The following is a 21,488-nucleotide window of genomic DNA, read 5'->3' as shown; positions in this document are numbered from 1 at the left end:
TTTCTTCCTAATCATGTGGTAAAATATACCTATTATTGCGAAGGGGGATTGCATAGTGAAAAAAGTTTTAATAGTTATGGCATTATTGCTTGTTATTGTATTAGCGGGTTGCGGAGGTAAAAGAGATATATCTAGTCCTGAAACTGCTATAATAGGACATTGGATTAATGAACACGATAACGCTGAGGATGAAGATACGCATTTTTATATAACTAAAGAAAAGTTTATCATGGTTGATCAAGGAACCAAAAGTGTATCTGATTATGAGGTTTCTGCATCAAATGATGAAGAAAAGTGGATAGAAATAAAAACTGAAGGAAGAAATGATGTAGGTTCTTTGGTTAGAAGATTAGAATTTACAAATGACGAAATGACTGAAATAAATAATCCTTTAACACTTGATGATGTCTTATTTTCATCTGAGAGAGCAGATAGTAAAGAAACACAAGATTTATTAGATGCAGCCAAAGAAATCATGGGTGACACTGAAATTGAATCTACTTGGAGCTATGTAGATGATCTAACAGAACCAGAAAAATAAACAATCCAATCACTTCCTAATATTGGGAGGTGATTTTTTAATGTTCACATTTACTTCATTTTAAACTCATGTTATCATAAGAACAATTGTTCTTATTAACCGTGGAGGGATGATAGTATGGATGTGAATGATAGAGGTACTAAGAAGTGGACTTCACTAATGATGCCTGAGCATATTCAGATGTTAGATGAATTGTGGAAGGAAGATGACAAGAAGACGAAGCCGATTATAGATGAACAGCAAAGGGAAGAGTTTGATATTAAGTTACAGATTGCCTTGAAAGATCATCTTACTGTAGAGGTTGTATACTTTGTCGATTATGACTTTCACACTGTTAAGGGTAAATTGGATAAGATCGATGTATTAAATGGTCGCTTGCATATAGACAATATGAGAATTGATATTAATGATGTTATTGAGGTAACGATCACATAATGTTCTTTTTAAAGTACACATGTATTCTTTATTGTGTACAAAAATCGTAAGGCTCAGCGGACAGCTACCAGAAATCATTTATAGGTATGCAGGAGGGTTATAGTTCATTCTGAATGATACAGGTATAGTTTTGTGTGAAACGTCGTTCTATGCGCCTCTGTGTGAGCCAGTTTCGTTCTTAATAATGTTTAACTGCGTTCGTTATTTTGTACACTCATCCGTCAAATTGGACGGGGAGGTTTATCTTTCGTATATATAGAGCTAATGACCATAATATTTTCGATAAACTATAAATACTTAACCAAATTCCTTATAAAAATTGACAATAGTATTGCACTATGATAAAATTTTCTCACTAGATTAAGTGACGGAGATAACGGCTGAACACTTGATGTGCCAGTCTTTTGATGCAGATGGGTCAAAAACCATCGCAAAAGAAAATCAACCAAATGATGCGTTCAATGAATAATCAAAATGAGAAAAAATAGCAATCATCTTACTATAACTATTGCTAGTTAAGCTTTCATTACGCATCAAAATTGGAATGGTAGAACATTCTTAAAAACCACTTTTACTGTGAAAGATAAGCAGAAAAGTGGTTTTTTTGGCAGATAGGAGAATAAAATTTTCCTACTACATATGTGCGATTAAGATTTCGCCATGAAGCCTTGCCGAATGCTAACTTTCTAAAGAATAGTCGACTAATTGTCAAACTCATTTGCTGTTGCATGATTGAATTTCTGTTAAACTGAGCGTAGCACTTTGTTTGGAAGGGGGATAATGATGTCTGAAATCAATATTTTTATTGCTTTTGGAGCAGGTTTTTTATCTTTTATATCGCCATGTGTATTACCTCTGTTCCCGGCTTTTTTATCGTATATTACCGGAATGAGTGTGAGTGAAGTACAAGATGATAATAAAAGACTAAGTAGAAAGAGTCTATTACATACGATTTTCTTTCTTGTTGGGTTTTCCAGTATTTTTATAATGCTTGGTTTTTCCGCATCGTTTGTATCTGGATTTTTGCAGGCAAATCAGGAGATCATCAGGCAAATAGGTGCCATTCTAATTATATTCTTTGGACTCGTTATTGTCGGGATATTAAATTTCCAATTTTTAATGAAAGACAAAAAGGTTCGATTCAAAAATCGCCCTGCAGGATTTGTAGGCTCTTTTTTGATCGGGATGGCCTTTTCTTTAGGGTGGACACCATGCACAGGACCCATTCTTGCGATCGTACTTTCTTTATCCGCAACGAATCCGGAAATGGCGATGGTGATGATGGTTAGCTATATCTTAGGATTTTCCATTCCATTTCTATTGCTATCCTTTTTCATTGGAAAAATCAAATGGATTAAAAAGTATAGCGGAAAAATAGTGAAGATCGGCGGATATATTATGATCTTCTTTGGTGTTGCATTATTCTTTGACTGGATGACAAAACTTACTTCCTTCTTGGCTGGTTTGATTGGTTTTCAAGGGTTTTAATGGATTTTTAAATTGAATTGTACTACGATAATAAGTGGTTTAATGATTGCTTGTATAGAAATCGCAATATTTCATTCTCCGTGCTAGGAGACTTTGTTGACGAAAAGAGTGATGAATATGTTTTGGTTAGTTGCGAGTACAGTAGTTGCTGCTTTTATGACTGTTACTATGATCTTTGTTCGGTTAAGGGTCGCAAAAAAGCCAGCATCTGTTAAAAAAATAATTTTACCACCCCTATTTATGAGTACAGGTGCATTGATGTTTATTTTTCCGGAGTTTCAAATTCAATGGTTTCAAGTACTTGAAGCCGTATGTGTAGGTATAATATGTTCGATATTTTTAATTAAAACATCTAAATTTGAAATTCGTGATGAAGATATTTATTTAATACCATCGAAATCGTTTGTATTTATCCTCTTTGGCCTGTTGATATTTAGAATTTGTATGAAGTTACTGATTGGCAGCACTATATCTGTAGGTGAAACAAGTGGCATGTTCTTTTTACTGGCATTTGGCATGATTGTCACATGGCGATTATCGATGCTGTATAAGTATTTACAATTGGAAAAGACATTAAAGGTTGCCAATTCATAGTATGAAATTCCTTATTTTAAAAAATGCGCCCGCTTAAAAAATGCGCCCGCTTAAAAAAAGCAGGCGCATTTTTATTTGGTATATTTTTGTCTCCAAGAATAGTCTGTTGGAGACAGTTCAAAATATTGTTCGTATGGGGTGACATCGATATTTTTTTGTTGCAACTTTTTACGTAGAAATTTATGATCCCGTTTTGGTGTTGCGATAATATAGCCCTCAATTAAAATTTCTTGGGTGATTGTTGTATACTTTTTATTTAATGCTACTTCACCAATTTTACTGGCAATTTTGTGTCTGGCAACATCTCTGAACAGTTCAGGGACAGGTGATACTAATTCTTCCAACAAATCTTTCTCTTCCTGTTCCCACATATGTTTCGTTTTTTCCATATAATGTTCTTCCCAGTCCATTAAAGATTTCCCGTCTTCTTTAGGTAATTTTTTAAGAAACTTCCGAAACATAAAAAAACCACCGATTGCCATTAGACCTATTAATAAGAACCCCCAGAGTATGATTAAGATTGACATATTTTCACCTAATTCTTTATATATTTACTATTTCATTTATTTTTCATCCTGTTTATAGTACTATTACTAATAATTGGATACATGAAATATAAATTACTCATTATTAGTATTATAGTCTGATTTAATCTGACGAACAAGTGTCATATTATCATTCATTTTATCATATAGTAGATTTATAGGTACAAATGTTGCTTAATTATGAATCATAAAGGAAATATCTATGTTAAAGTGTATTGGAAAATAATGTCAAGAATGGGGAGATATAATGGATACTGAAAATACGAATATAAAAAAAGCCAACAAGGCAAAACTGAATTTTCCAGTTTATCAAGTTTACCCCCTAATATGTTAGCGTGGGTTGATCAATATAATAATGGTATTATTATTTTATTAAACGACGAAGAGGAATTACTATTTGTTTCGAAATCTGTTGAACGTATATTAGCCTACAATGTAGCGGATTTGATCGGAATGCATTGGAATGATATTATTTCACCGGAAGATGTAAAGCGTTATATTGTGAGGGATTCAGAGATGAATCAAATATTTAATGTGAATGTGCTTCATAAGAACGGGAAATACATTTGGACAGAGTGCACGGTTGAAAAAATGGAAGATCAAACAACTAGTAAAAATTATTATATGCTATCGCTTGTCGATATTACAGATAGAAAAGATGCGGAAGAATTGATGATTCGCTCTGAAAAAATGTCTGTGGCCGGCCAACTTGCGGCAGGCATTGCTCATGAGATCCGTAATCCATTAACTTCATTAAAAGGTTTCTTACAATTGTTGCAAGCTGGCGTACCTCGTAAAGAGACATATTACGATATTATGATAGATGAAATTGATAAGATGGAAACAATAACATCTGAACTACTGTTTATATCCAAGCCCCTCACAGATCAGAGAAAACAGGAATCCGTAAGTGAAATGATTGAAGACGTTGTCATATTACTAGAACCCCAAGCAAATTTGAATAATATTGTGATCCTATTTAATCCGGTAAATGATGTAAACATTTATTGTGATCGCTCACAAATAAAGCAAGTGCTGATTAATTTATTGAAAAATGCCATTGAAGCGATGGATGAAGCAGGGATGATAAAAATAGAAATACATCCTAGCGATGAATCTATTAACATCAAGGTAATTGATGAAGGTCCGGGTGTGCCAGAAGATTTAATTCATAAATTAGGGGAACCTTTTTTCACTACAAAAAAGACGGGAACTGGTTTAGGTATCATGATAACCAGACAAATTCTCGAACAACATCATGCGAAATTGGAAATAGCCAATAACGAACTAAAAGGTAGTACGTTTCAAATCAATTTCCCTATCTAATTATTAAAAACCCCTTCTTATAACTAATTAAATATTCACTGGAGTTTTGGTATAAGTTTTTATTATCAGGTTGAATAACAAATTCGTATACGGTGAAGCCTATGAATCATTTGTCTTATCCTATCATTTCATATAAGATATATTATAGAGTTGTTTTATACGCTCGATTAACTATGCAATGATTTAATGAAGGGTTATCTATGTCCTGTTATTAGGATAAGAGTATGATGAAAGGGGTTTAACAAGATGGGGAAAACAAATGCATATAATGCAAAAAAACAGTTTGAACTAAACGGAAAAACGTATAACTATTATCAATTAAAGGCTTTAGAAGAAGCCGGCCTAGGGAAAGTATCACGTTTGCCATTTTCCATTCGTGTACTTTTAGAATCAGTTTTAAGACAGCATGACGGTCATCAAATTAAAGATAGCCATGTCGAAGAATTAGCAAAATGGGGAACCAAAGCTAGTGGGGGAGGAGACGTTCCATTTAAACCTTCTCGTGTTATTTTACAGGACTTTACTGGAGTACCTGCAGTCGTTGACCTGGCCTCTTTACGTAAAGCCATGGTTGACGTTGGTGGTGAACCTAATAAAATCAATCCGGAAGTTCCAGTAGATTTGGTTATTGACCACTCTGTACAGGTTGACCAATACGGAACGGCGAATGCGCTGAAAGCAAATATGGATCTTGAATTTGAACGTAATGGTGAACGCTATGAATTTCTAAACTGGGCACAGAAAGCTTTTGATAACTATCGTGCAGTTCCACCAGCAACAGGTATTGTACATCAGGTAAACCTGGAATATATCGCAAATGTTGTTCATGGGAAAGAGAATGCAAACGGAGAATATGATGCATTCCCGGATACGTTAGTAGGAACAGACTCACATACAACAATGATTAATGGACTAGGTGTACTCGGTTGGGGTGTTGGTGGTATTGAGGCAGAAGCTGGAATGCTTGGTCAACCATCTTATTTCCCTGCACCAGATGTCATTGGTGTTAAATTTACTGGAAGCTTTCCAAACGGAACAACAGCAACAGACTTGGCTTTAAAAGTTACACAGGTTTTACGTGAAAAGCAGGTTGTTGGTAAATTTGTGGAGTATTTCGGTCCAGGACTAAAAGATATGCCACTTGCAGATCGTGCTACGATTTCAAATATGGCACCGGAATATGGTGCAACTTGTGGTTTCTTCCCTGTGGATAAAGAATCACTGAGTTATCTACGTCTAACTGGTCGTAATGAAGACCAAATTGATTTAGTAGAAAAATACTGTAAGGAAAATGATTTATGGTATTCTCCTGATCAAGAAGACCCTGAATATACCCAGGTTGTCGAAATTAATCTTTCCGACCTAGAGCCAAACTTATCTGGTCCTAAACGTCCACAGGATTTAATTTCACTTTCAAACATGAAAAAAGAATTCAATAAAGCTATTACAGCTCCTGAAGGTAACCAAGGATTCGGATTGAAAAAATCTGAATTTGATAAAGAAGTTACCATTGAACATCCAAATGGTAACTCGTCTGTGATGAACACAGGTTCATTAGCGATTGCTGCGATTACGTCATGCACCAATACATCTAATCCGTACGTCATGCTTGGTGCAGGTCTGGTTGCGAAGAAAGCAGTGGAAAAAGGATTAGACGTTCCTGATTATGTAAAAACATCACTAGCACCAGGTTCTAAGGTTGTTACACGTTACCTGGAAGATTCCGGATTAAACACTTACCTGGATAAATTAGGATTTAATCTTGTTGGATATGGTTGTACAACATGTATTGGTAACTCTGGTCCTTTACTACCGGAAATTGAAGAAGCCATAGTTAAAAATGATTTAACTGTTTCTTCTGTTCTATCCGGAAACCGTAACTTTGAAGGACGTATCCATCCATTAGTTAAAGCGAATTATTTGGCATCTCCACCATTGGTTGTTGCTTACGCATTAGCTGGAACAGTAGATATTGACCTGACAAAAGATGCACTCGGTAAGGATAAAGATGGAAATGATGTGTATATGAAAGACATTTGGCCATCACTTCAAGAAATTAAAGAACAAGTAGAAACCGTTGTAACACCTGAAATATTCCGTAAAGAGTATGAAAATGTATTTAATTCAAACGAAAGATGGAATGAAATTGATACAACAGATGAACCTTTATTTGAATGGGATACTGAATCAACCTATATTCAAAATCCACCATTCTTTGAAGGGTTGTCAAAAGAAGCAGGAACGGTTAACCCGTTAAACAATTTACGGGCAATTGGACTGTTCGGTGATTCGGTTACAACCGACCACATTTCACCTGCTGGAGCCATTGCTAAGGATATGCCTGCTGGTCTACATTTACAGGAAAAAGGTGTTTCACCGAGAAACTTTAACTCGTATGGTTCACGTCGTGGTAACCACGAAATTATGATGCGTGGTACATTTGCAAACATCCGTATCCGTAACCTACTGGCTCCTGGGACTGAAGGTGGATATACAACTTACTGGCCGACAGGAGAAGTTATGGCTATTTATGATGCTGCCATGAAATATCAGGAAGACGATACTGGTTTAATCGTAATGGGTGGAAAAGATTACGGTATGGGATCTTCGCGTGACTGGGCAGCAAAAGGAACAAACCTATTAGGAATTAAAACAGTTATTGCTGAAAGCTTCGAGCGTATCCACCGTTCAAACCTGGTAATGATGGGTGTACTGCCATTACAGTTTGAAAAAGGGGAAAGTGCTGACAAGCTAGGATTAACTGGTAAAGAAACATTTAACATTGAAATCGATGAAAACGTTCGTCCACATGATCTCGTTAATGTTACTGCAGTGGATGAGGATGGGAAAACGACTGCATTTAAAGTAGTTGCGCGCTTTGATAGTGATGTCGAAATTGATTATTATCGTCACGGTGGCATCCTGCAAATGGTGTTACGTGAAAAATTAGAAGCATAATAGTTGTTAGTATTAGAGTAATAGACTCTTCCATGATTGATGATGGAAGGGTCTATTGTTTTGTCTGTAAATGAATTCTTTACGAACAATGATGTAATTATCTTTACAAATGAAGTAAATACACATACCATTTATGATGAAACATAAAAAATGACTTTAGTATATCTTAAGGAGAATATTTCATGTCTAAACGAATAATTGGGATTGTTGTATTGGTCGTGTTAGTTGGAATCGTAACCTTTAATATCGTACAGAAAAACGAGGATAAACAAACAGATCGTGGCCCCGATGAATATGATGTTAGTGGAGATCCGGATGTGGAAGGTGCTATGATCACCTCTCCAGGGGCTGATGATGGTATCGAGCTAGGAAATATGGCGCCTGACTTTGAACTGGAAACTCTTTCCGGAGAAACGCTTAAACTATCTGACTTACAAGGTAAAAAGGTTATCTTAAATTTCTGGGCGACGTGGTGTCCTCCTTGCAAGGTTGAAATGCCTGAGATGCAGGAGTTTTATGATGAACATGGTGATGATGTCGAGATCGTCGCCGTAAATTTAACTTCCTCAGAAACCAATGAAAAGAAAGTACACGATTATATTGATGAACATAAATATACTTATCCGGTACCATTAGATAAAGATTCAGAGGTTGGCGATACGTATATGGCAATAACGGTACCAACCACTTATTTTATTGGCACAGATGGAAAGGTCCAGCAACCAAAGAAAGTTGGACCGATGACCTATGAATTTATGGAAGAAATGTTGGATGAATTGGAATGAGTAATTGGGTAACTGTTTTAGATCATTCCTATCGATCTGTGTAAAAAATAACAGAATTGGCAATACTTCTTAATAAAAGGAGTGAATAGCCATTTCTTTAAAAAAGAGACTCACATTCGATGAACTTGTCAGTGAAAATCGTCAGCAAATTTTAAAAGACCAGCTGCTTCTAGAGAAAATAGAACAAAGTTTAGAAATGAGAATGCATCAATCGGTTAAAAGCGTCAATAAAGCTTGAATGCAGCTTAGTCTTAGCCTTAAATCGCATCTGTGATTTAAGGCTTTTTTCGTAAATGAAATCGTATAATTATTTTTTGCTACATAAGTGCAACTAAGGTATTCACCTTAAGGCTTGCCGAATGCCAAGTTTTCTTAAAGCATCAATCATTAATTTTTCCTTTATTTGTGATACCATTATAAAGGTAAACAAAATGGACGAGGGGGAAAACGATTTGGAAAAAGTACGTACACCAATCGAAGTAAGATATCAGGAAACAGATCAGATGGGCGTTGTTTACCATGCAAATTATCTAATATGGTTTGAAATTGGCCGAACCAAGTTAATCGAACATTTAGGGTTTAAATATGCCGATATGGAAAGTGACAATGTTGTTGCACCCGTAATTGATGCAACCATGTCATTTAAAAAACCCATAAGATATGGTGAACCAGCTTACGTGGAAACATGGATAGAACAATATAATGGTATTCGTACCGTATACGCATATGATGTTTTGAATGAAGCTGGTGATGTTGCGGTTAGCGGAACAACTGAGCATGTGATCGTTAACAAAGATACGTTTCGTCCGTTATCATTAAGAAAAGCATACCCTGACTGGCATGAAGCATACGCCAGACAAGTTAAAGGGGAATAAGGTATGGCCTTCGGAATCAAAAGAGATGAATTACAGACATGGAAGAAAGGTGTTGAGAACGGTGAAATTTCCTTCTTAACACATTACTGGCTTGACGATCGTTTTCCGGGTTGTAATACCGTTACAAAGGTTGGTTGCAATAATTTAGATAGGCTAATTGCCTGGGGCAAGACCTATGGACTGGAAGAAAATTGGATTCATTATGATAAAAAATATCCGCATTTTGATTTGTTCGGCGATCGACAAAAGAAAATTTTAATGCACGAAAACCAATGGGAACAAATCAATCATTTCAAACTATAAAAGGCGCTGAAATCAGCGCCTTTTATAGTTTCACTTTATATATAATTAAATTCTGGTTCATCTAATTGTTTGTTGAGTTTGATTTCTAAATCACTATCCTCAAAATACCATGCATCAGATTCCTCGATGTAAAAGGTTATGCCTGCTGATTTTGCTGAAGCATGTATAGCTTCTGGTTGCTCAGACGTAATCCCTAATGAAAACCCGGGAATTTTGCCACCAACACCACCATAACGAACAAAAAAACGTAACGTCTTCGATTCGTCAATATCCAGTTCCGTTCTATACCAATCCACAGCTTCCTGACTTATATCTAGCTTCATCCAAAATCCCCCTCTGAAAATGAATTTACAGTTCTTTATCCTTTTTCTCCGGTACTAAATCAATTCCACCTTTATGAAGTGGGTGACACTTGCTTATTCTTTTTATTGCTAAGTAGCCACCTTTGATTGCGCCGAAACGTCTTACAGCCTCTAATCCATATTCTGAACAAGTTGGATAAAATCGGCAGGTAGGCGGTTTAAAAGGACTAATTGCTTTACGATAAAATTTAATAAGTCCGATAAATAAATACTTCATAGCGAACCCTATTACTCTTTTTCCGGTTGCTGTTTATCATAGCTAACTTCTGCAACCGCGTCATGCATATGGATGGACTCTTCATTACGACACATGACCTTGAATTTCGATACAAAAGGCATTTCATAAAGGTCTGCTGCGACAAGCCGAACCATATCCTCTACGAAGCGCGGATTCTCATAAGCTTGTTCAGTAACTGCCTTCTCGTCAGGTCGTTTTAGAACCGGATGCAAACGGGCACTTGCATTACTTTCGGCAGCTTCCAGCAGTTCTGCTTTCCAATCTGTTTCCGCTTCGTTAAGATCAGGTGGTAAAGACACATCTATCGTTACGACCCCACGCTGATTATGTGCGCTATATTCGCTTATTTCTTTAGAACAAGGACACAAAGTAGTGATGGAGGCCGATAGTGACGTATCGATTGTATGTCCCAGTTCTTGGTCATACGTAACACGAATCGTAACGTCTGCATGGTTCATACCTGACATACCAGTTTCCGGACCTTTTCTTTCAAAGAACCAAGGAAATGCTACTTCGATCATCGCGTCATTTTGTTCCAATCTTTCCGCTAGTTCCTTTGTAAATAACTTTAACGTCATGAAGTCGGCAATAAAGCCTTGTTCATGATATTTATTTAATTGCTCCGTAAACCGGCTCATGTTTGTTCCTTTATTTGTATGTTTTAAACTGGACGTGAATGCGAAAGTTCCAATACTTGTCTGTGTTGAAGGCTGCATATGACTATATATGGTAACCGGATGCTTGACGTTAGACACCCCAACGGCATCAAGATTAAATAAAAAATCTTTCTTTACATTTTGTAAATCAGCCATCTTTTCTTTTTCGATAGGCTTTATTTTTTTAATTGGTTTTACAGAACCAAATAGTTGATGACGCTGCGCTTTAGTTGGTAATTTTTTTATTGGGAATGTATTGGTTTTATCCATAACAATATCCCCTTTCTACATGCGTATATAGTTAAAGTATACTGAATTCCATGGTATTATTCAATGTATTGGTTTTTAGGGAAGGAGCTTACATCCAGGTTATTTTTGGTTCTGTCTTGTTTTTAATCCGTTTAATGTTTTCCCGGTGTCTATAAAAAACAAACAAAGTTAATATGGAAGTTAAAATAATCAAAGGCACATCGCTAAAAATAATGGAAACCATTACAGTTACAATCCCCGTAATCATCGATGATAGCGAAACATATTTAGATAAGTATAATGTCACAATAAAAGTTAGTATGGCAATAAGAAATAATAATGGATTTAATCCAAGAATAATCCCACCGGACGTCGCAACTGCTTTGCCGCCTCTAAATCCGGCGAATAACGGATAAGTATGACCAATAACGGCGAATAAGCCGATGACTAATTGCAGCAAATCAACACCAAAAAGCAAAGGTAAAATGGTCGCAACCGTCCCTTTTAATATATCTGTCAAGGTAACAATAATACCCGCTTTCATACCTAATACCCTAAATGTATTCGTTGCACCAAGGTTCCCACTTCCATACTGACGTATATCTTTCTTATAACCCACTTTCCCTACAATGAGTGCTGAAGGTATAGATCCTAAAAGATAAGCGCTAATAGCAAAAATTACATATTCCATAATTGTTCCTACTTTCTACGTTATGATAAAATAAATATATTGTATCTATATATTTTAGCACGAACTATAGATGGAAAGAACCTTTAATATTGTGAATAGGACTTTTTTATGAATGAAAGCGTGCAAAAGGTTTTGATATGGAAAGAAAAGGGTAATGAATCATTGTTTGTATTAAAATAAACTAACCTCATCCATATGGGGTTGAAAAGGAAGAAACATATGATCGAGTTTGATAAAATTAATAAGATTTATCCGGATGGAACAAAAGCGATTAAAGACTTCACTTTAAAAGTAAATGAAGGGGAAATTGTTACATTAATTGGTCCGAGTGGCTGTGGAAAAACAACAACAATGAAAATGATCAACCGTTTGATTGAACCAACTTCTGGAAATATATACATAGATAATAAGGATATTAGAGCGTACAACATGCACGAGTTAAGATGGAATATTGGCTATGTATTGCAAGAAATAGCGTTATTTCCACACTTAACCATCGAAGAGAATATCGCGATCGTCCCCGAATTAAAAAAATGGAAACGAAGGAAAATATGGGACCGTAGTAAAGAGTTATTGGAGATGGTTGGTCTTGATGCAAATAAATATCGAAAAAAAATGCCGCGGGAATTATCTGGGGGAGAACAACAGCGAATAGGCGTTATTCGGGCATTGGCTGCTGATCCGGATATTATTCTGATGGACGAGCCCTTTAGTGCACTGGACCCAATTAGCAGGGAGCAGCTACAGACGGATATTAGTAAAATACAAAAGGAAATCAAGAAAACAATCGTATTTGTTACACACGATATGGATGAAGCAATGGCATTAGGTGACAGGGTTTGTTTGATGAAAGCTGGGGAAGTGATTCAGGTTGATACGCCACAGGAATTGATATTGAATCCCAAAACACAATTCGTAAAGGATTTTATTGGAGAAAGAAAATCTCCATGGCAAACAGCTGTCGATGTCATTGCGGATCAATCCGAAAAGTTTGTCATATCCAAATCAGACTATGAGAAAGACACATACCCACGAGAAGGGATGTTTATTATTAAAGATGAATCTAACCAGTATGTGGGCGCGGTAGTGGACACGAAATCAATTGAAATCACACCGCTCCAAAACGATATGCCGTTATATAAGGCTACAGAAGCTATTCAAACTAGTAAGCACCCCTTATTTCCGGTTGTGAAAAATAATCGTTTGGTTGGTGTATTAAGCTATCAGGTCATTGTTGATTACTTGAAGAGTAAGACGAAACTGGAAAACGGGGTGATTCAATCATGAGCGATTTTATTTCCGTTTTTCAAAACAGACAGGATATGTTACTGGAAACGATTTGGGAGCATTTGCAAATATCCCTTATTTCATTAATTATCGCCATCCTGATTGCAGTCCCTTTAGGTTTAGTGTTAACGAGATATCCCCGGGTAGCGGAGCCGATTATTGGCATATCTGCTGTCATGCAAACAATCCCAAGTTTAGCTGTGCTTGCATTTTTAATTCCGATATTTGGCATTGGTACAACCCCTGCCATTATTGCACTTACTGCTTATGGTCTATTACCAATACTCAGAAATGCTTATACTGGTATTAAAGAAGTAAACCCAGCATTAAAAGAAGCTGCAGTTGGTATGGGGATGAATTCGATGAAGCGTTTAACAAAAGTGGAATTACCAATTGCCATGCCTGTTATTATGGCCGGTATTCGGACTTCCATGGTTCTGATTGTAGGGACGACAACCATTGCAGCTTTAATTGGTGCAGGTGGTTTAGGAAAGCTTATCCTGTTAGGACTGGATCGGGGCGCCGATGTAAATCTTATCCTGCTCGGTGCTATACCGGCAGCGTTATTAGCGATTTTACTAGACTTTATTCTGCGGGGATTCGAACGTGTTTCTAAAAAAGCAGGTTTTAAGTCATTTATTGCTATGATTGTAATTGCTATACTCGTTGTTACCACACCATTACTCATAAATACTTCCCAAAAAGCAGATATTATTATCGGGGGTAAGCTTGGCGCAGAGCCAGCAATTATTATTAACATGTATGAGCAATTGATCGAGGATCAAACTGATTTAAACGTGGAATTAGAGGAGGGACTTGGTAAAACTTCCTTTTTATTTAACGCACTGGAGCAGGATAGTATTGACATGTTTTTAGAATTTACTGGAACAGCACTCGTCACCTATCTAGATGAGGATGCTAAGAGTAACCAAGCAAACGAAGTATATGAGCAAGCAAGAGATGGTATGATGGAAGAATATGATATGACATTCTTAGAACCAATGGAATTCAACAACACCTACACCGTTTCCACTACAAAAAAACTGGCAGAGCAATATGATTTAAAGGAAATCGGTGATTTAAAAGAAATAGAGGATGATATAACAGCAGGGTTCACCCTAGAATTCAATGACAGATATGATGGCTATGTAGGCATGCAGGACGTGTATAATCTTGATCTAGATGTAAAAACAATGGAGCCTGGTATTCGGGAGAAAGCTTTAACAAAAGGTGAGGTAGATATCATTGATGCCTACGCAACTGATAGTTATATGGTAGAATTAGACTTAGTAACCTTGGATGATCCAGAGAATTTATTTCCGCCTTACCAGGGAGCACCATTATTAAAAGCGGAAACATTGGAAAAGTATCCGGAGATAGAAGACGTATTAAATCAACTAGGTGGTCAAATAACGGATGAAGAAATGCGGCAGATGAATTATAAAGTAGATTATGAAGACAAATCGCCACACGATGTTGCAAAATCATTTCTAATTGAAAAAGGATTATTGGAAAGATAAAGGAGTGTGTAATATATGACTTGGGAAAACCCAACAAATGAAACGATGAAAGAAATCTTGGAAACAGCACAAACCATTGCTGTTGTTGGATTATCAGCAAACCCGGAGAGAACATCACATCAAATCGCAAAGATTATGCAAGAGAACGGTTACCGGATCATACCAGTTAACCCGACATTGGATGAAGTTTTAGGGGAAAAGGCATACCCGTCTTTGGCAGCTATTCCAGATCAAGTAGACATTATCAATGTGTTTAGAAGGCCGGAACACTTGCCTCAGATTGCGAAGGGAGCAGCTTTGACGGATTGTAAGGTCTTTTGGGCACAGCAAGGTGTCGTGAATGAAGAGGCATATCATTACTTGAAAGAGCAGGGCTTCAAGGTAATTATGGATAGATGTATTAAGGTAGTACATTCGGTTTTAGTAAAAAAATAAAACCAAAAGGATGACAGCAAGAGGTCATCCTTTTTTGCTGCCTGACAGAATGATGAACAGTTGCTTTCCTTGGCTCAAGTGCAGGCATTTAACAATTATAGTATACTTATCATCAAGTTTGGGGTTAAAATGGTGTCTGCATGGAATTTTTCCCTAATAATCAAAGATGTAATTTACAATATCAAACAATTGTTCTATTATGATAAAGAAGACTTGGTTCAAATGAGGTTTAAACCGTAGTTGCACATACGACGCACAGGACGTCGTGTATCATCCGCGTTCGAAGCTTGATGGGCACTTATCCCGTCTGTAGAGAGACGGGTGAATTAGCCACGCGGAGATGAATATGCTAGGTGATTTTTTTGGAAGGAGACGATGATCATTGGTTAAATTAACGACACAATATACGGATGATTCCATCCAGGTTTTAGAAGGCCTAGAGGCTGTTAGAAAAAGACCAGCCATGTACATAGGCAGTACGGATTTACGTGGTCTTCACCATTTAGTGTTTGAAATTGTTGATAATGCTGTTGATGAAGCTTTAGCAGGTTATGGAAACGTGATTAAAGTGACCATATATAAAGACAATAGCATTGCTGTTGAGGATTCTGGAAGGGGTATCCCGACAGGAATGCATAGTACTGGGAAAACGACTGCAGAGGTTATTTTCACTGTTTTACATGCCGGAGGAAAGTTTGGTCAAGGTGGATACAAAACGAGTGGAGGACTGCACGGAGTCGGATCCTCTGTTGTAAATGCACTGTCTGAGTGGTTGGATGTGACTATTTATCGTGATGGTCATACGTATTATCAACGATTTGAAAACGGTGGTAAACCAGTAGGGTCTTTGGAGAAAAAGGGAAAAACAAACAAAAAGGGAACGGTGATTCATTTTAAACCGGATCCTGCAATATTTCCATCCGTCATTTATAATTACGAAACATTATCTGAGCGATTACGGGAATCCGCGTTTTTATTAAAGGGTTTAAAGATTCAAATCAATGACCAACGTACAGATGAAAAAGAAGATTTTCAATTTCCGGATGGACTGAAGTCTTTTGTAGATTATTTGAATGAGGAAAAGGATACCTTACACCAGGTTATCTCATTTGAAGGTGAACAGCAGGGGATTGAAGTAGATTTTGCCTTTCAATTTAACGATGGTTTTGCAGAAAGTATGTTATCTTTTGTAAACCACGTGCGAACTGGGGATGGCGGCACACATGAGTCTGGTGCAAGGACAGCAATTACGAGAACATTTAATGAGTATGCAAGAAAGAATGCATTATTAAAAGAAAAAGATAAAAATTTGGAAGGTACGGATGTACGCGAGGGGCTTACTGCGATTGTTTCGATTCGTGTACCTGAGGAAAAGTTACAATTTGAAGGTCAGACAAAGGGCAAGCTTGGGACAGCAGAAGCCCGTTCTGTTGTAGATGCAGTCGTTTCTGAGAAATTGACTTATTTCCTAGAGGAAAATCCCGATAAAGCAGGATTATTAGTTAGAAAGTCGATCAAAGCGAAAGAAGCGCGTGAAGCTGCACGTAAGGCAAGAGAAGATGCACGTACAGGAAAGAAAAAACGAAGAAAAGATACGTTATTAAGTGGAAAGCTCACACCAGCACAATCTAAAAACGCGAAAAGGAATGAGCTCTATCTTGTGGAGGGGGACTCTGCAGGAGGATCGGCCAAGCAAGGTAGAGATCGAAAATTCCAAGCAATTTTACCACTTCGAGGAAAAGTAATTAATACGGAAAAAGCAAAACTGGAAGACGTTTTCAAAAACGAAGAGATTGCTACGATAATCAACACGATTGGCGCAGGTGTAGGTGGGGACTTTGATTTAGAAGATGTTCAATATGATAAAGTCATTATTATGACAGATGCGGATACAGACGGCGCCCATATTCAGGTATTGTTACTGACATTTTTCTATCGGTATATGAGATCGCTCGTCGAAACTGGGAAGATTTATATCGCGCTCCCGCCTCTATTCAAGGTTTCCAAAGGGAAAGGGAAAAAGGAAGAAATCGTCTATGCTTGGGATGAAGCGGAAATGAAAAAGGCTGTAACGAAGTTTAAAACCGGTTATAATATTCAGCGTTATAAAGGGCTTGGTGAAATGAATGCAGATCAGTTATGGGAAACAACAATGAATCCTGAATCACGCACATTGATCCGTGTGACCATTGAGGATCTTGCCAGAGCTGAGCGTAGGGTGACGACATTAATGGGCGACAAAGTAGAACCAAGAAGGAAATGGATAGAAAAAAATGTGGCGTTTGGACTCGAAGAAGATGCCAATATATTAGAAAACGACAAACTTCATACGTAAAGTGAAAAGCGGAAGTAGCGGTTTGTGTATGTTTCAAAAATCTTTTCCAAAACCTTGAAATGAAAAATTGTATATTTGAAAAGGTGTGAAGAAAAAATATTCTCTTTGATTGCCGCAACTGGAATACACTCGCTTTCCGCGGGCGGCTGATGAGCCTCCTCAAGCTAACGCTTTGCGGGGTCTCATCAAGGCCTTTTTCCCGCAGGAGTCTCGCGTTTTCCAGTTGCTAGGATGGATTTTCATTTTCGCCACTTTGCATTACTGTTTTGATTCATAGGAGCCTATTTCATAAGCGCTTCAACTTATCCATAGTCCTAAATAAAAGATACACCATCATTTAATTATTCATTAAATCGGAGTACTACCTCGCTGATTGGAACGAGGAGGCTCAAGCCATGCCTGCGGAAAGCGTCCTCCTGCAGTGGAAATCAACGTTTTTTTAACACATATCGAATCGTTCGGTTTTATACAGACTGTAAATGAGGAAGAACTTCTGGGATGTTCCACTAGCTTGGCTGGTCATGGTTATTAGATAGTTTCATGAACAACAAAAATAAATCATTATTTTATATATAATAAGGGGGGGTTGGTTTGTCACAACCTGAGAAATATTTAGACCTTCCATTAGAGGAAGTTATCGGTGACAGATTTGGAAGGTATAGTAAATACATTATTCAAGAAAGAGCATTACCGGACGCGAGAGACGGACTAAAGCCTGTGCAACGGAGAATTTTATTTGCGATGCACGAAGAAAAAAATACCCATGATAAAATGTTCCGTAAATCTGCGAAGACAGTTGGTACAGTTATCGGTAATTATCATCCACATGGGGATTCATCAGTGTATGAGGCAATGGTTCGCTTAAGTCAGGATTGGAAATTAAGAAATACATTAGTAGAAATGCATGGTAACAATGGTAGTGTTGATGGTGATTCCCCGGCAGCGATGCGGTATACAGAAGCACGTCTTTCTAGTATATCTGCGGAGCTACTTCGGGATATAGATAAAGAAACGGTAGATCACATCCCTAACTTTGACGAAACGGCATTGGAACCAGTCGTATTACCGGCTAAATTTCCGAACTTACTTGTCAATGGTTCAACGGGGATTTCATCGGGATACGCAACAGATATCCCCCCGCATAACCTGGCTGAAGTTATTGATGCAGTCATTAAAAGAATTGATAAGCCTGAGGTAACCGTTGAAGAATTAATGACGATTATAAAGGGGCCAGATTTTCCAACTGGCGGGATTATTCAGGGGATTGATGGTATTAAAAAGGCTTACGAAACTGGACGAGGAAAAATAATCATCCGGGGAAAAGCGAAGGTAGAAGATGTTCGCGGAAATCGTCAGCAAATCGTAATCGACGAAATTCCATATGAAGTAAACAAGGCAAATATGGTTAGAAAAATGGATGAGCTGCGAATTGACCGTAAAGTAGAAGGCATTGCAGAAATTCGTGATGAAACCGATCGAACTGGACTTCGTGTTGTTATTGAGCTGAAGAAAGATGCTGATAGTGATGGGATCCTTCACTATTTTTATAAAAACACGGATTTACAAGTTACTTATAATTTTAATATGGTGGCCATTCAGGATAAGACACCTAAATTGCTGTCATTACCAGGCATGCTGGATGCGTATATTGCTCATCAAAAAGAAGTTATCACAAGACAAACAACCTATGATTTGAAAAAGGCAAAAGATCGAGCGCATATTGTTGAAGGATTAATCAAGGCAATTTCAATCTTAGATAAATTAATTGCAACCATACGGGCCTCAAAAGACAAACGGGATGCAAAAGAGCAAATTATTGCGAAGTACGATTTTTCAGATGCACAGGCAGAAGCTATCGTGATGCTACAGCTATATCGATTAACAAACACGGATATTACATCGCTAGAAAAAGAGGCTGCGGAATTACGAGAAACAATTGAAAAACTTGAAGCGATCTTAGCCAGTGAAAATAAGCTTCTCCAAACAATAAAAAAAGGTTTAAGAGAAATTAAAAGGACGTTCGTAGATCAGCGACGTACAGTCATTGAAGATAAAATAGAGGAATTAAAAATTAATATTGAAGTGACAGTTGCCAGTGAAGATGTACTGGTATCGGCAACGAGGGACGGCTATCTCAAAAGAACCAGTTTGCGCTCTTATAGTGCATCGAATGGTGAAGGATTTGCCATGAAGGATGACGATCATTTACTTGATTTAATCGAATTGAATACGACAGATAAGCTGCTTTTGTTTACGAACAAAGGAAAGTTTGTTTTGTTGCCTGTCCATGAACTGCCGGAAATTCGTTGGCGGGATATTGGTCAGCATGTATCGAATGTCGTACCATTGGATAAGGAAGAACGCATCATTCAAACAATTCCAATTCGTTCGTTTACAGCCGATCAATATCTGATCTTTTTCACGAAAAAAGGCATGATTAAACGAAGTGAATTAATAATCTATGATGCACAGCGGCATTCAAAAGCATTGATCGCTCTCAATCTGAAAGATGACGATGAACTTATCAGTGTGTATCAAACTGATGGCAATGCTGATGTATTTCTTGCTTCCAATAAAGGCAATGGATTATGGTATCATGAGTCTGAGGTAACAATAGTTGGTCAACGAGCAAGGGGAGTCAAAGCGATTCAGTTAAAAGAGGGAGAATATGTTGCGAATGGACAAGTATTTAACGACTTATCCGAACCTTCGCTTGTGGTAGTCACCCAGCGAGGTGCGTGTAAACGGATGAATTTAAAGGAATTTGAAAAGACGACCCGTGCAAAACGTGGATTAACGATGCTTAGAGAACTTAAAAATAAACCACACCAAATTAGAGGCTTTTTTGCTGTTAATGAGCAGGATACGATATGTTTTGAAACAACAAAGGGAGAAACGCAAAGTATTTTTCCACTGGAACTATCAGCAAGTGACCGTTACAGTAATGGGTCATTTGTGATTGATGCAGATCATGATGGTGAAGTGAACGAGGTATGGAAAGAAGCAAAATATCAAAAACCGTTTGATGACACAAATGAAATCTAAGAGGTATTCAGGTGGACGTAGATAAATCGTCCACCTGAATTTATAATATATCGTAAAATGAAAACGCTTTATATTAATAAGGAAATGTGATAAAGTATTGGTAAATGGTTTGAAGGAGGGGTTGTAACGGATTTACGTCAAGAAATAATCGAGTCTTCCTTGCCCTTGTTTGAAACATATGGATTTCATGGGGTTACAGTGAATGAAATCGTTGAAAAAAGTGGTACCTCAAAGGGTGGATTTTACCATCACTTTACATCAAAAGATGAATTATTATTTGTCATTCACGATACGTTTATTTCATATGTATTAGAAAAAGCAACCATTGCGAATGAAACGTATCAATCGCCGACAAAAAAATTACAGGCGATAATTAAGGACTTTGTGAAGGTATTTGATTTATACAAACCACATATCGCTGTTTTTTATCAAGAGAGTATTTATTTGAAGCCGGAATATGAAACATTGATAAAGGAAAAACGTGATCAATTTAAACAAATGATCGTTCGAGCGATTGATGAAGGCAAACAAAATCAGGAATTTCGCAAAGAACTTCCAGTAGAAATTACAGCAATGGCAATACTAGGAATGATTAATTGGACTTATAAATGGTACCGGCAATCTGGTATGAAATCAATTGACGAGATTGGTGATATATATGTCAACTTAATTTTGCATGCGGTTTTAAAAGTGGAAACGATTACTGATGGCGGATATGAAGAAGTTTTAATTGAAAAACCATTCTTTTCTACTTAAAAGTACATACTATTTTTATTTACACACACAGACCAACCAGTCGGTCTTCAAGATCATATCGTAG

At 37.2% G+C, this 21,488-nt stretch carries 21 protein-coding genes and 1 pseudogene; 17 read left to right on the top strand and 5 right to left on the bottom strand.

Going from position 1 to position 21,488, the window contains the following annotated elements:
* Positions 1-55: 55 nt before the first annotated feature.
* The 5 genes and pseudogenes from JOC34_RS03960 (at position 56) to JOC34_RS03940 (ending at position 3,058) form a co-directional block, all read left to right on the top strand.
* Positions 56-541, top strand: a complete 486-nt coding sequence (locus tag JOC34_RS03960; protein ID WP_205135404.1) for a hypothetical protein — start codon at positions 56-58, stop codon at positions 539-541.
* 117 nt (positions 542-658) lie between these two features.
* Positions 659-976 (top strand): YolD-like family protein, encoded by a 318-nt coding sequence (locus tag JOC34_RS03955; protein WP_205135403.1) that lies wholly within the window; start codon positions 659-661, stop codon positions 974-976.
* Between the two features lie 398 nt (positions 977-1,374).
* Positions 1,375-1,464 (top strand): annotated as a pseudogene (locus tag JOC34_RS03950) (YneF family protein); the annotation flags it as partial.
* A gap of 295 nt (positions 1,465-1,759) precedes the next feature.
* Positions 1,760-2,464, top strand: a complete 705-nt coding sequence (locus JOC34_RS03945; protein ID WP_205135402.1) for a cytochrome c biogenesis CcdA family protein — start codon at positions 1,760-1,762, stop codon at positions 2,462-2,464.
* A 117-nt stretch (positions 2,465-2,581) separates the two neighbouring features.
* On the top strand, positions 2,582-3,058 hold the full coding sequence (locus JOC34_RS03940; protein ID WP_205135919.1) for a CcdC family protein: 477 nt from the start codon (positions 2,582-2,584) through the stop codon (positions 3,056-3,058).
* 71 nt (positions 3,059-3,129) lie between these two features.
* Here JOC34_RS03940 and JOC34_RS03935 read toward each other — a convergent pair whose 3' ends face one another.
* The gene (locus tag JOC34_RS03935) at positions 3,130-3,585 is read right to left on the bottom strand and encodes a DUF2621 family protein (protein WP_205135401.1); all 456 of its coding nucleotides are present in this window, start codon (positions 3,583-3,585) and stop codon (positions 3,130-3,132) included.
* Positions 3,586-3,930: 345 nt separating this feature from the next.
* Here JOC34_RS03935 and JOC34_RS03930 point away from each other — a divergent pair, with 345 nt between their 5' ends.
* From JOC34_RS03930 to JOC34_RS03905, 6 genes are all read left to right on the top strand, one after another.
* Entirely contained in the window at positions 3,931-4,929 is a 999-nt protein-coding gene (locus tag JOC34_RS03930) for an ATP-binding protein (RefSeq protein ID WP_205135400.1), read from the top strand.
* A gap of 246 nt (positions 4,930-5,175) precedes the next feature.
* Positions 5,176-7,887, top strand: a complete 2,712-nt coding sequence (gene acnA / locus JOC34_RS03925) for an aconitate hydratase AcnA (RefSeq protein ID WP_205135399.1) — start codon at positions 5,176-5,178, stop codon at positions 7,885-7,887.
* A 182-nt stretch (positions 7,888-8,069) separates the two neighbouring features.
* Positions 8,070-8,672, top strand: a complete 603-nt coding sequence (locus JOC34_RS03920; protein WP_205135398.1) for a TlpA family protein disulfide reductase — start codon at positions 8,070-8,072, stop codon at positions 8,670-8,672.
* 85 nt (positions 8,673-8,757) lie between these two features.
* Entirely contained in the window at positions 8,758-8,910 is a 153-nt protein-coding gene (locus tag JOC34_RS03915) for an FbpB family small basic protein (protein ID WP_338062642.1), read from the top strand.
* 214 nt (positions 8,911-9,124) lie between these two features.
* Entirely contained in the window at positions 9,125-9,547 is a 423-nt protein-coding gene (locus JOC34_RS03910; RefSeq protein ID WP_205135397.1) for an acyl-CoA thioesterase, read from the top strand.
* Positions 9,548-9,550: 3 nt separating this feature from the next.
* On the top strand, positions 9,551-9,850 hold the full coding sequence (locus JOC34_RS03905) for a hypothetical protein (RefSeq protein WP_205135396.1): 300 nt from the start codon (positions 9,551-9,553) through the stop codon (positions 9,848-9,850).
* Between the two features lie 35 nt (positions 9,851-9,885).
* Here the strand turns inward: JOC34_RS03905 and JOC34_RS03900 are convergent, their stop codons facing one another.
* The 4 genes from JOC34_RS03900 to plsY form a co-directional block, all read right to left on the bottom strand.
* Entirely contained in the window at positions 9,886-10,173 is a 288-nt protein-coding gene (locus JOC34_RS03900) for a HesB/YadR/YfhF family protein (protein ID WP_205135395.1), read from the bottom strand.
* A 25-nt stretch (positions 10,174-10,198) separates the two neighbouring features.
* The gene (yidD, locus tag JOC34_RS03895; RefSeq protein ID WP_205135394.1) at positions 10,199-10,429 is read right to left on the bottom strand and encodes a membrane protein insertion efficiency factor YidD; all 231 of its coding nucleotides are present in this window, start codon (positions 10,427-10,429) and stop codon (positions 10,199-10,201) included.
* Between the two features lie 11 nt (positions 10,430-10,440).
* Positions 10,441-11,376, bottom strand: a complete 936-nt coding sequence (gene folE2, locus JOC34_RS03890) for a GTP cyclohydrolase FolE2 (protein WP_205135393.1) — start codon at positions 11,374-11,376, stop codon at positions 10,441-10,443.
* Positions 11,377-11,464: 88 nt separating this feature from the next.
* Positions 11,465-12,046, bottom strand: coding sequence for a glycerol-3-phosphate 1-O-acyltransferase PlsY (gene plsY / locus JOC34_RS03885; protein WP_205135392.1), 582 nt, complete (start codon positions 12,044-12,046; stop codon positions 11,465-11,467).
* Between the two features lie 219 nt (positions 12,047-12,265).
* Between plsY and JOC34_RS03880 the strand changes: the two genes are divergently transcribed.
* The 6 genes from JOC34_RS03880 (at position 12,266) to JOC34_RS03855 (ending at position 21,424) form a co-directional block, all read left to right on the top strand.
* Complete coding sequence (locus JOC34_RS03880; RefSeq protein WP_205135391.1) at positions 12,266-13,333, top strand: ABC transporter ATP-binding protein; 1,068 nt, start codon at positions 12,266-12,268, stop codon at positions 13,331-13,333.
* On the top strand, positions 13,330-14,853 hold the full coding sequence (locus JOC34_RS03875; protein ID WP_205135390.1) for an ABC transporter permease/substrate-binding protein: 1,524 nt from the start codon (positions 13,330-13,332) through the stop codon (positions 14,851-14,853). The genes JOC34_RS03880 and JOC34_RS03875 overlap by 4 nt, the downstream gene beginning before the upstream one ends.
* 15 nt (positions 14,854-14,868) lie before the next feature.
* Positions 14,869-15,288, top strand: a complete 420-nt coding sequence (locus JOC34_RS03870) for a CoA-binding protein (protein ID WP_205135389.1) — start codon at positions 14,869-14,871, stop codon at positions 15,286-15,288.
* Between the two features lie 382 nt (positions 15,289-15,670).
* Entirely contained in the window at positions 15,671-17,623 is a 1,953-nt protein-coding gene (gene parE, locus JOC34_RS03865) for a DNA topoisomerase IV subunit B (RefSeq protein ID WP_205135388.1), read from the top strand.
* Positions 17,624-18,214: 591 nt separating this feature from the next.
* A complete protein-coding gene (gene parC / locus JOC34_RS03860) occupies positions 18,215-20,668 on the top strand; it encodes a DNA topoisomerase IV subunit A (RefSeq protein ID WP_205135387.1) in 2,454 nt (817 codons plus the stop codon).
* A 96-nt stretch (positions 20,669-20,764) separates the two neighbouring features.
* Positions 20,765-21,424: a TetR-type transcription factor C-terminal domain-containing protein gene (locus JOC34_RS03855; RefSeq protein ID WP_205135917.1), complete on the top strand. Its 660-nt coding sequence runs from the start codon at positions 20,765-20,767 to the stop codon at positions 21,422-21,424.
* The last annotated feature ends 64 nt before the right edge of the window (positions 21,425-21,488 follow it).

Origin of the sequence: Virgibacillus halotolerans (genome assembly GCF_016908515.1) — a bacterium.
Taxonomy (GTDB): Bacteria; Bacillota; Bacilli; order Bacillales; family Amphibacillaceae; genus Virgibacillus_M; species Virgibacillus_M halotolerans.
The sequence above is the reverse complement of the archived record's forward strand: the minus strand, read 5'-3'. Positions and strand labels throughout refer to the sequence as shown.